This window comes from Agrobacterium fabrum str. C58, from assembly GCF_000092025.1.
GTDB classification, from domain to species: domain Bacteria; phylum Pseudomonadota; class Alphaproteobacteria; order Rhizobiales; family Rhizobiaceae; genus Agrobacterium; species Agrobacterium fabrum.
In genome coordinates, this window is the sequence record NC_003065.3 from 183473 (window position 1) to 196486 (window position 13014).

Annotated in this window: 15 protein-coding genes; 13 read left to right on the plus strand and 2 right to left on the minus strand. The window is 54.5% G+C overall.

Annotated features, from left to right (window positions below; translation table 11 throughout):
* Nucleotides 1-404 precede the first annotated feature (404 nt).
* From ATU_RS23790 to virG, 12 genes are all read left to right on the plus strand, one after another.
* Nucleotides 405-1142: a type IV secretion system lytic transglycosylase VirB1 gene (locus ATU_RS23790; protein ID WP_010974915.1), complete on the plus strand. Its 738-nt coding sequence runs from the start codon at nucleotides 405-407 to the stop codon at nucleotides 1140-1142.
* Nucleotides 1142-1507 (plus strand): pilin major subunit VirB2, encoded by a 366-nt coding sequence (gene virB2 / locus ATU_RS23795; protein WP_010891502.1) that lies wholly within the window; start codon nucleotides 1142-1144, stop codon nucleotides 1505-1507. Before ATU_RS23790 ends, virB2 begins: the two co-directional genes overlap by 1 nt.
* Nucleotides 1507-1833, plus strand: coding sequence for a type IV secretion system protein VirB3 (locus ATU_RS23800; RefSeq protein ID WP_010891501.1), 327 nt, complete (start codon nucleotides 1507-1509; stop codon nucleotides 1831-1833). Before virB2 ends, ATU_RS23800 begins: the two co-directional genes overlap by 1 nt.
* Nucleotides 1833-4202 (plus strand): type IV secretion/conjugal transfer ATPase VirB4, encoded by a 2370-nt coding sequence (gene virB4, locus ATU_RS23805; RefSeq protein WP_010974916.1) that lies wholly within the window; start codon nucleotides 1833-1835, stop codon nucleotides 4200-4202. The genes ATU_RS23800 and virB4 overlap by 1 nt, the downstream gene beginning before the upstream one ends.
* A gap of 16 nt (nucleotides 4203-4218) precedes the next feature.
* Complete coding sequence (gene virB5 / locus ATU_RS23810) at nucleotides 4219-4881, plus strand: pilin minor subunit VirB5 (RefSeq protein WP_010891499.1); 663 nt, start codon at nucleotides 4219-4221, stop codon at nucleotides 4879-4881.
* A gap of 100 nt (nucleotides 4882-4981) precedes the next feature.
* Complete coding sequence (locus ATU_RS23815) at nucleotides 4982-5869, plus strand: type IV secretion system protein (protein ID WP_010974917.1); 888 nt, start codon at nucleotides 4982-4984, stop codon at nucleotides 5867-5869.
* A gap of 35 nt (nucleotides 5870-5904) precedes the next feature.
* Nucleotides 5905-6072, plus strand: a complete 168-nt coding sequence (locus ATU_RS23820; protein WP_010891497.1) for a type IV secretion system lipoprotein VirB7 — start codon at nucleotides 5905-5907, stop codon at nucleotides 6070-6072.
* On the plus strand, nucleotides 6059-6772 hold the full coding sequence (locus ATU_RS23825) for a type IV secretion system protein VirB8 (protein ID WP_010891496.1): 714 nt from the start codon (nucleotides 6059-6061) through the stop codon (nucleotides 6770-6772). The genes ATU_RS23820 and ATU_RS23825 overlap by 14 nt, the downstream gene beginning before the upstream one ends.
* On the plus strand, nucleotides 6769-7650 hold the full coding sequence (gene virB9, locus ATU_RS23830; protein WP_010891495.1) for a P-type conjugative transfer protein VirB9: 882 nt from the start codon (nucleotides 6769-6771) through the stop codon (nucleotides 7648-7650). Before ATU_RS23825 ends, virB9 begins: the two co-directional genes overlap by 4 nt.
* Nucleotides 7647-8780, plus strand: a complete 1134-nt coding sequence (gene virB10 / locus ATU_RS23835; RefSeq protein ID WP_010891494.1) for a type IV secretion system protein VirB10 — start codon at nucleotides 7647-7649, stop codon at nucleotides 8778-8780. Before virB9 ends, virB10 begins: the two co-directional genes overlap by 4 nt.
* Nucleotides 8781-8820: 40 nt before the next feature.
* On the plus strand, nucleotides 8821-9855 hold the full coding sequence (virB11, locus tag ATU_RS23840) for a P-type DNA transfer ATPase VirB11 (protein ID WP_010974918.1): 1035 nt from the start codon (nucleotides 8821-8823) through the stop codon (nucleotides 9853-9855).
* 218 nt (nucleotides 9856-10073) lie between these two features.
* On the plus strand, nucleotides 10074-10835 hold the full coding sequence (virG, locus tag ATU_RS23845) for a two-component system response regulator VirG (RefSeq protein ID WP_010891492.1): 762 nt from the start codon (nucleotides 10074-10076) through the stop codon (nucleotides 10833-10835).
* Between the two features lie 141 nt (nucleotides 10836-10976).
* Here virG and ATU_RS23850 read toward each other — a convergent pair whose 3' ends face one another.
* Together ATU_RS23850 and ATU_RS23855 are read right to left on the minus strand one after the other, a co-directional pair.
* Nucleotides 10977-11585: a conjugal transfer protein VirC2 gene (locus tag ATU_RS23850; RefSeq protein WP_010891491.1), complete on the minus strand. Its 609-nt coding sequence runs from the start codon at nucleotides 11583-11585 to the stop codon at nucleotides 10977-10979.
* Nucleotides 11586-11587: 2 nt separating this feature from the next.
* On the minus strand, nucleotides 11588-12283 hold the full coding sequence (locus ATU_RS23855) for a conjugal transfer ATPase VirC1 (RefSeq protein WP_010891490.1): 696 nt from the start codon (nucleotides 12281-12283) through the stop codon (nucleotides 11588-11590).
* Between the two features lie 270 nt (nucleotides 12284-12553).
* On the opposite strand from ATU_RS23855, the gene virD1 reads away from it, so the two are divergent.
* Nucleotides 12554-12997 (plus strand): T-DNA border endonuclease subunit VirD1, encoded by a 444-nt coding sequence (virD1, locus tag ATU_RS23860; protein WP_010891489.1) that lies wholly within the window; start codon nucleotides 12554-12556, stop codon nucleotides 12995-12997.
* Nucleotides 12998-13014 lie beyond the last annotated feature (17 nt).

Consider the following 13014-nt stretch of genomic DNA (forward strand, 5'->3'; position numbering starts at 1 on the left):
CTGCTGGAGGTCTTCGATACCGTCTTCGAAGAACAAGACATATGTTCGCTGAGCTCGGACATAGGATAGTCGGCATAGGCGGATACCCTCGCCACGCAAATGGCGCGATCGACACCCTGATCGGAGCCTGCGAAGTGCCACAGTTTATTGGAACCATCCCCCGTTCATTCCGCCCTGGAATTTCACTTCGACGGCATTCTAGATCCTCGCCGTTGTCTTAGAGAGCCATCTTTCGTCGGCGCACCCTTAAGTGCATGGAAAGCCGTTTTCGCTTCAAATGAAATCGAAAAGAAGAAAACAAAAATCCTAGAGTAACCGACCCTCCCGATAATCGTGAACATCAGATGACAGCATTTCTTCCGACCGAAGTGGCTGTGTTGGTTATGAGCTTGGGGAGATGGGGAATGTTGAAGGCAACAGGGCCGCTGTCGATTATCTTACTGGCCTCCACGTGCCCGTCGAGTGGTGCTGCCCCACTTTCATTTGCTGAGTTCAATAATTTTGCACGCGAATGCGCTCCATCCGTTGCTCCATCTACGCTTGCAGCGATCGCTCAGGTCGAAAGTCGCTTTGATCCGCTTGCTGTGCATGACAATACCACCGGCGAAACGCTTCACTGGCAGAACCAGGCTCAAGCAACGCAAGTCGTGATGGACCGTCTCGAAGCACGGCATTCGCTGGATGTTGGGCTCATGCAGATCAATTCCCGGAATTTTTCCGTGCTCGGTCTGACACCTGACGGAGCCCTTCAACCTTGCACGTCATTATCTGTCGCCGCAAACTTGCTTGGGAGCCGCTACGCTGGCGGCAACACGGCTGACGACGAGCAATTGTCGCTTCGTCGGGCAATCTCCGCCTATAACACCGGTGATTTCACGCACGGCTTCGCGAACGGCTACGTGCGAAAAGTTGAAACGGCCGCTCAACAGCTCGTCCCCCCGTTAACCGCGCGTCCAAAAGATGATCGTGAGAAGCCGGGATCCGAGGAAACATGGGATGTTTGGGGGGCATATAAGCGTCGTTCCCCGGAGGGCGGAGCTGGCGGGTCATCCGGTCCGCCTCCGCCGCCAGACGAGGACAACCGCAAATCCGAAGACGACGATCAACTCTTGTTCGACTTAAATCAAGGAGGTCCGCAATAATGCGATGCTTTGAAAGATACCGTGTACATCTGAATCGCCTCTCGCTCTCGAACGCGGTGATGCGCATGGTATCCGGCTATGCGCCGAGCGTGGTCGGTGCAATGGGGTGGAGCATTTTCTCCTCTGGGCCGGCCGCGGCCCAATCTGCAGGTGGCGGCACTGACCCAGCCACAATGGTTAACAACATATGCACGTTTATCCTTGGTCCGTTCGGCCAGTCACTCGCTGTTCTTGGCATCGTGGCCATCGGAATCTCCTGGATGTTCGGTCGCGCTTCACTCGGTCTCGTTGCCGGCGTCGTCGGCGGCATTGTCATCATGTTTGGAGCCAGCTTCCTGGGCAAAACGCTGACTGGAGGTGGCTAATGAATGATCGTCTGGAAGAAGCAACCCTTTACTTGGCGGCGACACGGCCCGCATTGTTTCTTGGCGTGCCGCTGACGTTGGCGGGGCTACTCGTGATGTTTGCCGGCTTTGTCATCGTCATCGTTCAGAACCCGCTGTACGAAGTCGTTCTCGTGCCCTTGTGGTTCGGAGCGCGGCTTGTGGTGGAACGAGACTATAACGCGGCCAGCGTCGTTCTACTTTTTTTGCAGACGGCGGGAAGGAGCGTTGATGGTCTGATTTGGGGCGGCGCAAGCGTTAGCCCAAATCCAATCAAGGTTCCCGCGCGAGGGAGAGGAATGGCGTAATGCTCGGAGCAAGTGGCACAACCGAAAGGTCTGGCGAGGTCTATCTACCCTACGTCGGGCACGTCAGCGACCATATTGTCCTTCTAGAAGATGGATCGATCATGACGATGGCGCACGTAAGTGGCATGGCCTTCGAACTCGAAGATGCCGAAATGCGCAATGCACGTTGCCGTGCATTTAATACGCTCTTGCGCAATATCGCTGATGATCATGTGTCAATATATGCTCACCTCGTACGTCATGACGATGTGCCGCCGTCACCCGCGCGACATTTCCGCAGCGCTTTTTCCGCCAGTCTGAGCGAAGCTTTTGAGGAGCGCGTTCTCTCCGGCAAACTCCTTCGCAATGACCACTTCCTTACGCTGATCGTGTCTCCCCGGGCCGCGCTTGGCAAAGTGAGGAGAAGGTTCACCAAACGCTACAGACAAAAAGAAAACGATCTCACAGCTCAAACCAGGAACCTGGAAGATCTCTGGCATCTTGTCGCTGGCGCTCTCGAAGCGTACGGCCTGCGTCGTCTTGGTATTCGTGAGAAGCAAGATGTGCTTTTTACGGAGGTTGGAGAAGCTCTGCGGCTGATAATGACTGGTCGATTCACGCCGGTTCCCGTCGTTAGCGGTTCGCTCGGCGCCTCGATCTATACCGACCGAGTTATTTGCGGCAAGCGGGGACTCGAGATCCGAACACCAAAAGATAGTTATGTGGGATCTATTTACTCGTTTCGCGAATACCCCGCAACGACGCGACCGGGTATGCTCAACGTGCTACTGTCTCTCGATTTTCCGCTTGTTCTGACGCAGAGCTTCTCGTTTCTGACTCGCTCGCAAGCCCACTCGAAGCTCAGCCTCAAGTCCAGCCAAATGTTGAGTTCTGGCGACAAAGCCGTCACCCAAATCAGCAAGTTATCCGAGGCGGAGGACGCACTAGCGAGCAACGAATTCGTATTGGGGGCGCATCATGTGAGTCTTTGCATATATGCAAATGATCTCAATAATCTTGCAGATAGAGGTGCCCGCGCCCGGACGCGATTGGCGGATGCGGGAGCTGTTGTTGTCCAAGAGGGCATCGGCATGGAGGCGGCTTATTGGTCGCAGCTGCCAGGCAACTATAAGTGGCGCACGCGTCCGGGAGCGATCACATCGCGCAACTTCGCTGGTTTAGTCTCATTCGAGAATTTTCCCGAGGGATCCGGCTCAGGTCACTGGGGCAACGCGATTGCGCGCTTTCGTACCAATGGTGGAACCCCTTTCGACTACATCCCGCACGAGCACGATGTCGGCATGACGGCGATATTCGGTCCCATCGGGAGGGGTAAAACGACGCTCATGACCTTTATCCTCGCGATGCTCGAGCAGAGCATGGTCGACCGCGCGGGTGCGGTTGTCCTCTTCGACAAGGACCGCGGCAGTGAGCTGCTGGTTCGCGCCACCGGGGGAACATATTTGGCGCTCCGTAGAGGAGCGCCGAGCGGATTGGCGCCATTGCGTGGCCTGGAAAATACAGCGGCTTCACATGATTTTCTGCGCGAATGGATCGTGGCGCTCATTGAGAGCGATGGCCGTGGAGGAATATCCCCCGAGGAAAATCGCCGTCTGGTGCGGGGTATCCATCGGCAGCTCTCGTTTGATCCCCACATGCGCTCAATCGCGGGGTTACGCGAATTTTTGTTGCATGGACCCGCCGAAGGGGCGGGAGCGAGACTCCAACGCTGGTGCCGTGGCAATGCACTAGGCTGGGCGTTCGACGGCGAGCTCGACGAAGTAAAGTTGGATCCTTCGATTACTGGTTTCGACATGACGCATCTTCTCGAATATGAGGAAGTATGCGCTGCCGCCGCAGCATATCTTCTGCACCGCATTGGAGCCATGGTTGACGGCCGTCGGTTTGTGATGAGTTGCGATGAGTTTCGCGCCTATTTGCTAAATCCTAAATTTGCGGCGGTCGTCGACAAGTTCCTGCTTACTGTCCGCAAAAACAATGGGATGCTGATACTGGCAACGCAGCAACCTGAGCATGTCCTGGAATCGCAGCTAGGCGCCAGTCTCGTCGCGCAATGTATGACGAAGATTTTCTATCCTTCACCCACGGCAGATCGATCGGCTTACATCGATGGACTGAAATGTACTGAAAAGGAATTTCAGGCGATCCGTGAAGACATGGCAGTAGGTAGCCGGAAGTTTCTGCTTAAACGAGAAAGCGGAAGCGTCGTCTGCGAATTCGATCTGCGGGAAATGCGCGAATATGTCGCCGTACTTTCGGGGCGCGCCAACACGGTGCGCTTCGCGGATCAGCTTCGCAAAGTACAGGGGGACAACCCATCAGCCTGGCTCAGCGAATTTATGGCTCGTTACCACGAGGCAAAAGATTGATCAAAGGTGGGGAACTATGAAGATCATGCAACTTGTTGCTGCGGCCATGGCCGTCAGCCTTCTTTCGGTCGGGCCCGCGCGGGCGCAGTTCGTTGTCAGCGATCCGGCGACGGAAGCTGAGACGCTGGCGACGGCGCTCGAGACTGCGGCAAATCTCGAACAGACCATAACGATGGTGGCGATGTTAACCTCGGCTTATGGCGTCACCGGCCTACTAACTTCGCTCAACCAAAAAAATCAGTATCCCTCGACCAGGGACTTGGACACGGAAATGTTTTCGCCGCGAATGCCAATGTCGACCACGGCACGTGCGATCACCACCGATACAGATCGCGCCGTAGTTGGTGGCGACGCTGAAGCGGATCTGTTGCGATCGCAGATCACCGGTTCCGCAAATAGCGCGGGCATTGCGGCTGACAACCTGGAGACGATGGACAAACGCTTAACAGCGAATGCCGAGACCTCGACACAGCTTTCTCGCTCTCGCAATATCATGCAGGCAACCGTTACCAACGGTTTGCTTCTCAAGCAGATCCATGACGCAATGATTCAAAATGTACAGGCGACCAGCTTGTTAACGATGACCACCGCGCAGGCTGGCCTTCATGAGGCGGAAGAGGCGGCCGCTCAACGTAAGGAGCATCAAAAGACTGCGGTCATCTTTGGGGCCGTCCCCTGAGACTGGGCGACTTATTCGTGCCGCCCATCTGCACATTTCAGGATGCGAGTTCATTGTATCCGACATTCTGCGACAAGCCAGTCAAGGTCAGGTCCAAACGATGAATTTCACGATCCCGGCGCCGTTTACGGCCATTCATACGATCTTCGATCTAGCCTTTACGACAAGCCTGGACACAATGCTTGGGACGATCCAAGAGGCGGTGAGCGCGCCATTGGTCGCCTGCGTCACTCTTTGGATTATCGTTCAGGGTATTCTGGTCATGCGTGGCGAAATCGACACGCGCGGCGGTATCACTCGGGTGATCACGGTCACCGTCGTTGTTGCCCTTGTCGTCGGGCAGGCCAACTACCACGACTATGTGGTTTCAGTCTTTGAAGAGACGATTCCAAACTTTATTCAGCAGTTTAGTGGCAGCGGCCTGCCTCTGCAGACCATTCCCGCTCAGCTCGATACAATGTTCGCCCTAACCCAGGCTGCATTTCAGAGAATTGCATCTGAAATCGGCCCGATGAATGACCAGGACATCCTTGCTTTCCAGGGGGCTCAGTGGGTCTTTTACGGCACGCTCTGGTCTGCCTTCGGAATCTACGACGCCGTCGGAATTCTCACGAAAGTGCTTCTGGCGATCGGCCCTTTGATCCTCACGGGATATATCTTTGATCGCACGCGCGACATCGCGGCAAAGTGGATCGGGCAACTTATCACCTATGGTCTCCTACTTCTCCTGCTAAACCTCGTGGCGACAATAGTCATCCTAACCGAAGCGACTGCACTCACGCTTATGCTTGGTGTAATCACCCTTGCCGGTACGACCGCGGCCAAGATCATTGGTCTTTACGAACTCGACATGTTCTTTCTGACTGGTGACGCACTCATTGTCGCTTTGCCGGCAATCGCCGGCAACATCGGAGGCAGTTATTGGAGCGGCGCGACCCAATCTGCCAACAGCTTGTACCGTCGCTTCGCTCAGGTCGATCGTCGTTAGGTCCCGCAAAAAAATTCACGTCGGTGGAGAACTCTATGAAATATTGCCTGCTGTGCCTGGCTCTCGCTTTAGGCGGCTGCCAGACAAACGATAAATTGGCGAGCTGCAAAGGCCCAATATTCCCGCTGAATGTGGGGCGATGGCAGCCTACGCCGTCAGATCTTCAGCTCAGCAACGTAGGTGGTCGCCATGAAGGGGTCTGAATACGCCTTGCTAGTAGCGCGGGAAACCCTGGCTGAGCACTACAAGGAAGTGGAAGCTTTCCAAACTGCGCGTGCGAAATCAGCGCGGCGCCTCTCCAAGGTCATTGCAGCTGTCGCAACCATCGCGGTTTTGGGGAATGTTGCGCAAGCCTTCACAATTGCCACCATGGTGCCGCTGATCAGGCTTGTGCCGGTATATCTTTGGATACGGCCGGATGGCACCGTTGACAGCGAGGTGTCCGTCTCCCGATTGCCTGCAACTCAAGAGGAGGCCGTCGTTAACGCCTCACTGTGGGAGTATGTTCGGCTGCGCGAGAGCTATGATGCCGATACCGCCCAGTATGCCTATGACCTGGTCTCGAACTTCAGCGCCCCAATGGTGCGCCAAAATTATCAGCAATTCTTCAATTATCCCAATCCAACTTCGCCTCAAGTCATCCTCGGCAAACACGGCAGGCTAGAGGTCGAACACATCGCTTCGAATGATGTTACTCCGGGTGTGCAGCAAATTCGCTATAAGCGAACCCTCATCGTTGACGGCAAAATGCCGATGGCGAGCACTTGGACTGCTACGGTTCGTTATGAAAAGGTGACCAGCTTGCCCGGCAGATTGAGACTGACCAACCCGGGAGGCTTGGTTGTCACCTCCTACCAGACATCGGAAGATACCGTTTCGAACGCAGGCCACAGCGAACCATGACGAAAAAAGCATTTCTCACTCTGGCATGTTTACTTTTTGCGGCGATTGGCGCGAGGGCTGAAGACACGCCAACGGCGGGCAGACTTGATCCGCGCATGCGTTATCTCGCTTACAATCCCGATCAAGTGGTGCGCCTTTCAACGGCGGTTGGAGCCACTTTGGTTGTTACTTTCGGGGCTAACGAAACGGTGACAGCTGTTGCCGTTTCCAATAGCAAAGATCTCGCGGCCCTTCCACGCGGAAATTATCTTTTCTTCAAGGCTAGCAAGGTTCTCCCACCCCAGCCAGTGGTCGTGCTAACTGCGAGTGACGCCGGTATGCGACGCTACGTTTTCAGCATCTCTTCCAAGACGCTGCCGCACCTCGATAAAGAGCAGGCCGATCTCTACTATAGCGTACAATTCGCTTACCCTGCCGATGACGCAGCGGCTCGCCAGAAGGCGGCACAAGAGAAGGCTGTTGCAGACCGTATACGTGCGGAAGCGCAATATCAACAGAGAGCAGAGGGTTTATTGGAGCAGCCTGCCACGACCGTTGGTGCCGAGGACAAGAATTGGCACTATGTCGCTCAGGGCGATCGTTCGCTGTTGCCGCTCGAAGTCTTCGATGATGGATTTACGACGGTATTTCACTTCCCAGGTAATGTACGCATACCCTCCATCTACACGATAAATCCGGATGGAAAGGAAGCTGTCGCTAACTATTCAGTCAAAGGGAGCTATGTCGAGATTTCTTCGGTTTCCCGTGGTTGGCGTCTGAGGGATGGCCACACGGTATTATGCATTTGGAATACCGCCTACGATCCCGTCGGCCGCAGGCCGGAGACGGGCACTGTGAGGCCCGATGTGAAGCGCGTCCTAAAGGAGGTGAGAGGATGAACGACGACAATCAGCAATCGGCGCATGATGTCGATGCGTCGGGGTCCCTGGTCTCCGACACACATCACCGGCGCCTTTCGGGGGCTCAAAAGTTGATCGTAGGAGGTGTAGTTCTCGCGCTATCACTTAGCCTCATTTGGCTTGGCGGGCGTGAAAAGAAGGAAAACGGGGACGCACCCCCGTCAACCATGATCGCCACGAACACCAAGCCATTTCATCCGGCTCCGATTGACGTTACACTTGATCCTCCGGCTGCCCAGGAAGCTGTTCAGCCGACTGCTCCTCCGCCAGCACGAAGTGAGCCGGAACGGCATGAGCCGCGGCCGGAAGAAACACCGATTTTTGCGTACACCAGTGGTGATCAAGGGACCAGCAAGCGCGTTCAACAAGGCGAAACGGACCGAAGACGCGAAGGCAATGGGGAAGACAGTCCTTTGCCGAAGGTCGAAGTGTCCGCCGAGAATGATCTCTCGATACGCATGAAGCCCACCGAGCTGCAGCCCACCAGGGCTACGCTCTTGCCTCATCCCGACTTCATGGTGACGGAGGGGACGATTATTCCATGTATCTTGCAAACGGCAATCGACACCAGTCTGGCAGGCTATGTAAAATGCGTGTTACCCTGGGATGTTCGTGGAACAACGAACAACGTTGTGCTTCTTGATCGCGGCACCACCGTTGTTGGCGAGATCCAGCGCGGTTTGCAACAGGGAGATGCGCGTGTTTTTGTGCTCTGGGATCGGGCGGAGACACCCGACCATGCCATGATTTCGCTTGCGTCACCAAGCGCTGACGAACTCGGTCGCTCGGGATTGCCGGGCACCGTCGACAATCACTTCTGGCAGCGCTTTAGCGGGGCCATGCTCTTGAGTGTCGTCCAAGGTGCCTTCCAGGCAGCGAGCACCTACGCTGGCAGCTCGGGTGGAGGGACGAGCTTCAACAGCGTCCAGAATAACGGTGAACAAACGGCAGACACAGCCCTCAAGGCCACGATCAACATACCGCCAACCCTGAAGAAGAATCAGGGCGACACGGTCTCCATTTTTGTCGCACGGGATCTCGATTTCTCAGGCATATACCAGCTTCGTATGGCTGGTCGCGCGGCGCGGGGGCGGGATCGCCGTCCATAACGAATTCAACTTATCACTTACAGATGGAGATACGATACAAATGGAGGTGGATCCGCAATTACGAATCCTTCTCAAGCCGATTTTGGAATGGCTCGATGACCCGCGGACCGAAGAAGTTGCGATAAATCGACCTGGGGAGGCATTTGTGCGCCAGGCCGGCGCCTTCCTCAAGTTCCCTTTGCCTGTCTCCTATGACGATCTCGAAGATATCGCTATTTTAGCAGGCGCGCTGAGAAAACAGGACGTTGGACCACGCAACCCACTTTGCGCAACTGAACTTCCAGACGGCGAGCGGCTGCAGATCTGTTTGCCGCCGACGGTACCATCGGGCACCGTCAGCTTGACGATTCGACGGCCAAGTTCCCGTGTTTCTAGTCTCAAAGAAGTCTCGTCCCGTTACGATGCTCCGAGGTGGAATCAGTGGAAGGAACGAAAAAAACGGCATGATCAGCATGATGAAGCTATCCTTCGGTACTATGACAACGGGGATCTGGAGGCGTTTCTGCACGCATGTGTCGTTGGTCGGTTGACGATGCTGCTTTGCGGACCCACCGGGAGTGGCAAGACAACGATGAGCAAGACCTTGATCAACGCTATCCCGCCGCAGGAAAGGCTGATTACCATCGAAGATACGCTCGAACTCGTCATTCCACACGAGAACCACGTAAGGCTGCTTTATTCTAAGAATGGGGCTGGGCTGGGCGCAGTTACCGCTGAGCACCTGCTACAGGCTAGCCTGCGCATGCGACCGGACCGAATACTGCTCGGCGAGATACGCGACGATGCCGCGTGGGCTTATCTGAGTGAAGTCGTCTCAGGGCATCCGGGATCGATTTCCACAATACATGGTGCCAATCCCGTCCAAGGTTTCAAAAAGCTATTTTCGCTCGTGAAAAGCAGCGCTCAGGGGGCTAGCTTGGAAGATCGCACCCTGATTGACATGCTCGCAACCGCAGTTGATGTCATCGTACCCTTCCGTGCCCACGGTGACATTTACGAGGTGGGCGAAATCTGGCTCGCTGCCGATGCGCGTCGGCGCGGTGAGACAATAGGCGATCTTCTTAACCAGCAGTAGTTGTGATCCATGTTTCTAAATGCCGCATGGCGCGTTGTAGAATTACGTTTGTAGCAATGCTCAGCAATCTTTGTCATCAAACGGAGACATCTAGTTTGCATTTCTGTCGTGCGCGGTTTGGTCGAAATCTTGCCGAAATGCCCGTGTAGTGAGAGAAAATTAAAGAGTGGAGTCTAGCAAATACAACCTTTACGTGTATAAATTCTGTTGAGCTGCAAATGGCTGGCCAGGATCCTAGATTGAGAGGTGAACCGTTGAAACACGTTCTTGTCATCGATGACGATGTCGCTATGCGGCATCTTATAGTCGAGTATCTTACGATCCATGCCTTTAAGGTGACTGCGGTAGCCGACAGCAAGCAGTTCAATCGTGTACTCTGCTCCGAGACGGTCGATGTCGTGGTCGTCGATCTTAATTTGGGTCGCGAAGATGGGCTTGAAATTGTTCGTAGTCTGGCCACGAAGTCCGATGTTCCAATCATAATTATTAGCGGCGCTCGCCTCGAAGAGGCGGACAAAGTTATTGCGCTCGAGTTGGGAGCAACCGATTTTATTGCCAAGCCTTTTGGGACGCGGGAATTTCTGGCGCGCATCCGTGTTGCGTTACGCGTGCGGCCCAGTGTCGCGCGAACCAAAGATCGACGCTCATTTAGTTTCGCTGACTGGACACTTAATCTCAGGCGACGCCGCTTGATTTCGGAAGAGGGCAGTGAGGTGAAACTCACGGCAGGTGAGTTTAATCTCCTGGTTGCTTTCCTGGAGAAGCCGCGCGACGTCCTATCCCGGGAGCAGCTTCTGATCGCCAGTCGGGTACGCGAGGAGGAGGTGTATGACAGAAGTATTGATGTCCTCATTTTGCGGCTGCGCCGGAAGCTTGAGGGGGATCCGACGACCCCTCAGTTGATCAAGACTGCAAGAGGTGCTGGCTATTTCTTTGACGCTGACGTGGATGTTTCGTACGGGGGTGTGATGGCGGCCTGAGGTAGAGGTGCATTTCGCCTTTAGCAATCTGTTCCCAACGTGAGCAGATTGCTATGCGGCTTGGCAAAGCTGCCTTTCCTCGGTACTATCCGAAAAACTCAGCACTGCGGAGTGATTGGATGGGTCCTATCTTTTGAGAGATCAGCTGTTCGTTGCCTTCTCCCGAGCAAAGAAACATGCAAGCGCTGCGGTAGCCAGCTTGTGGCCGAAAGCCCGGGCGGTCTCCAATCCCAATGGATCAAAGTGATTGCGAGCGGCTTCTATTAGCGAGACCGGGAACATGCGGGAGGTCTGAACGATGATTGATTTTTCGAAAGCTGTGTGAGGGATCGGATAACTCTTCGGAGCCGCACGAAACGATCCATCCGCCAGCATGTTTTCAAAATCGCCAAGCGCACGGCGCAAGATCATTTGTAGCGACTTGGAAGGACTGTATTGCAGGATCAGGTTGTCATATATCTTCGATACTTCAGGCGCGGGCGGGCGCGCTGAAAGGAAGACCTGGATCTTTTCTGGCGCTGTCGTCGAACTCAAAGCATCCACGGTCAGCATCGATTGCTGATCAGAGCTGTGACAACGCTTGGCGGTGGCTGGGGCAGGTCGTCGATCTTCCTCGTCGAGATTTTCAGGCGGCTGCGGCAGGGTCGAGTTTTGGGTGGCAACAGGCAAAGAAGGATGGACGATTTCGGGTCGAGCGGCGGCAAGCCGCCTGGCCTCCCCGACAGACAAAGCGGGTTTGCGAATTCCCATCTTCACCCCTCCAAGGCTTCGCTAACCAATTTGGAGATAGTGACGAGTTCCTCCATGGCGATTCTGAGATTCCGTTCGAGGAGGCGCATTGTCGGATCGGTTCTCATATTCAGCAATGTGAGATGCAACATGCCACGTTCCTTCATCGCGGCAAATGCGTCTCTCTCGTGCATGGGAGACTGTACAACTGGAAGGCTTGCGAGCATGTCCGACATCGCGCGCTGCGATGTGGTCAATCGACCAACCGGCACGCGTTGGCGCAATACGGCTGTCGGAATTGCCAAGTTCTCGCTCAGCAGCAGTTCAATGACATAGCGGTAGGTCGACAATGCTTCATCGATATCGAGCGGAGTTAACATGGTCGGGATCAGAAGCAGGTTTGAGCTGGCAATGATCGTGTTGTTGAGTTCGCTCGAACCACCATGCGTATCGGCCAGCGCATAATCAAATCCCTGGAGTTCGGCGTCCTCATAGGCCGCCTCAAGGAGTGCCATTTCCTCGGCGGCGTAGACTTCGCAGAAGGAGCCCCAGGTATTGCTGCGAAGGGCGTTTTCTTTCCATCGCGTTAGTGGTCGGTTTTCATCAGCGTCGAAGAGAGCCAATCGTTTGCCGTCACTTGCAAAGGCGGCGCAAAGACCCATGAGTGCCGTGGTTTTGCCGGCTCCTCCCTTGAAGGAGCAAAATGTCAGAAGTTTCATGTCCTTATCCTGTCGATTTTGTGAAGCGGAAGTGTGTCTGTACTTTTATTTGTGTGTATGATTTTGCGATAATTCATAAGTAATGTAGTAATTACCTGATTTTATATTTCAATTTTATTGTAATATAATTTCAATTGTAATAATATAAAAATAAATATCCCTTATGTGTTCTTGATTTCGTTTTGTATATGGCTAGATTCCCATCTGCCACGACGAGGAAATGCTACGGCGGGGCAAGTTCAGATCTTTCCGTCTTCTATGGAGGAAGCTATGTCGCAAGGCAGTAGGCCCACCTCAAGTGACATTGCCGTCAACCAGCGCGAATGCGTGAAGGTTGAAGGCTTCAAGGTCGTCAGTACCCGATTAAGATCGGCCGAATATGAGAGTTTTTCTCATCAGGCACGCTTGCTGGGCCTCTCCGACAGCATGGCCATACGGGTTGCGGTGCGCCGCATTGGTGGCTTTCTTGAAATCGACGCAGAGACTCGTCATAGGATGGAGGCCATACTACAATCCATAGGAACACTCTCAAGCAACATTGCCGCGCTGCTATCTGCCTATGCCGAAAATCCGACAATGGATTTGGAGGCTTTGCGAGCTGAACGTATCGCCTTCGGTAAATCTTTCGCTGACCTCGACGGCTTGCTCCGTTCCATTTTGTCCGTATCACGGCGGCGGATCGACGGTTGCTCGCTGCTGAAAGACGCCTTGTAGCACTGACGTAGCACTTG